This window comes from Micromonospora foliorum, from assembly GCF_022229015.1.
GTDB lineage: Bacteria > Actinomycetota > Actinomycetes > Mycobacteriales > Micromonosporaceae > Micromonospora > Micromonospora foliorum.
Genome location: NZ_JAKKFF010000528.1, coordinates 1 through 1,752, shown reverse-complemented (window position 1 = coordinate 1,752; position 1,752 = coordinate 1). Strand labels below are relative to the sequence as shown.

Below are 1,752 nucleotides of genomic sequence, written 5' to 3'. Positions count from 1 at the left end.
AGGTGCAGGGCGGTGGCCCGCTGAGCGCCGGACTGCCGGCCGCGCTGCGGCTCATCGTCCCGGCCGCGGCCCTGCTGCTGCTCGCCGGCGTCGTCCTGCACGTCACCTGCGACCTACAGGTCCGCGCCGTCGAGGTGACGCGGCTGCGCGGCCTGGGGATGTCCCGGCGCGACATCCGGGCCGTGCTGCTCGGCCAGCACGCCGGCGTTCTGCTGCCCCTGCTCGCGGTGGGCGCGGCCGTCGGCGCGCTCGCCACCCGCATCGTCGCTCCCCTGCTCGTACGCTCCGACACCGGCGCCGCGCCCGTCCCGGCCACCCAGCCACACTGGCCGTGGCCCGCCGAGGCCGCACTGCTCGCCGTACTGCTGGCCGGCTGCATGCTGGCGGTCGCCGTCGTGGTCACCGTCCAGGTCCGCCGCGCCGACGCCGCGCACCTGCGGGTGGCGCCGTGAACCGGAGGCTGACCCGCCGGTGGCCGGCGCCGCACTGGCCCAGCATCCGCGGCCGGGGCCGTACCGACGCCGGACCGTTGCTCCTCACCGCCGCCGTCATCGCGGCCGTCGCGCTGCTCGCCGGGGCCGCGCCGGCGCTGCTCCGCGCCGCCGCCGACAACGCCGTCCAGGACACGGTCCGCCGCGCCGGCCAGGACTCGAACGTCCTCGTACGCGCCAACTGGGAACGCGACGACGGGCCGACCGGCGGGCGGGTCCGGATGCCCCGCCTCGCCGAGGACCTCGACGACTTCCGCGCCCGGGCGACACACGCGCTCGGGCCCGACCTGGACGCCGCGCTGCTCCCGCCCGTCGCCGCTGTCAACGGCCCGATCCTCAGCATCACCGAGGGCAGCGTGCCGCGTACCTTCCAGTTCACCTTCCTGGCCGGTGACCTCGGCGGCCCGGACGTGACCTGGATCGCCGGCAACCCGCCCGGCCCCGCCGTCTCCGACCGCTACGTCGAGACCCCCTACGACGGACCGCCCTGGCCGGTGCAGGTCGGCCTCTCCGAGGCGGACGCCACCGCACTCGACCTCGGCCCCGGCGATCGGATCCCGGTCAGGGACGGCCAGGGTCGCGACAAGGACGTCCGGATCAGCGGGATCTACCGACCCACGGACAGCGCCGACCCGGCCTGGCGACTCGCCCCGGCGCTACTGCGTCCCGTGCCCGGGGCCGACGGCGTGGGGACCACCCGGTTCGCCGGCCTGCTGTCACGCGAGTCGTTACCGGACGCCCGGCTCGCCGTCGACGAGGACCAACTGCGGCGCACCGTCCACTTCGCACCCGTTCCCGACGCGCTCACCTGGGACGCCACCGCGGCGCTCGCCAGCCAGGTGGTCAAGCTCAAGGCAGCCTCCGGCTCGTCAGGCGACCGCGGCCAGTCCCTGAAGTGGGAGTCGCAGCTCGACACCGCCCTGCGCGACGCCCGTGCCCGGAACAGCGCCGCTTACGCACAGGCCGCCGCCCTGCTCGCCGGGGTGCTGACCGCCACGGTACTGGTCCTGCTGCTCGCCGCCGACCTGCTGGTCGGCCGCCGTACCCCGGTGCTGACCGCCGCCCGGCAGCGTGGGGCGGGGCTACCCGACCTCGGTGCCGAACTGGTCATCGAGTCCACAGTGGTGTCCCTGTCGGCCGCCGCCGTCGGGCTCGCGCTCGCCCGCGCGGCCGCTCCGGGCGTCTCCTGGGCCTGGGCCGTTCCCGTGGTCCTGGCCGGTGCCGTCGCCGGGCCGGCGTTCGGCACCCTCGTCGCCGCCCG

The 1,752-nt window shown here is 76.7% G+C and carries 1 protein-coding gene and 1 pseudogene; both read left to right on the top strand.

Going from position 1 to position 1,752, the window contains the following annotated elements:
- Window positions 1-452, top strand: a 452-nt coding sequence (locus tag PSH25_RS29465) for an FtsX-like permease family protein (RefSeq protein WP_308193751.1), incomplete at its 5' end; no start/stop codon positions are given.
- Window positions 449-1,752, top strand: a pseudogene (locus PSH25_RS29460) (FtsX-like permease family protein); the annotation flags it as partial. The gene PSH25_RS29465 and the pseudogene PSH25_RS29460, both read left to right, overlap by 4 nt.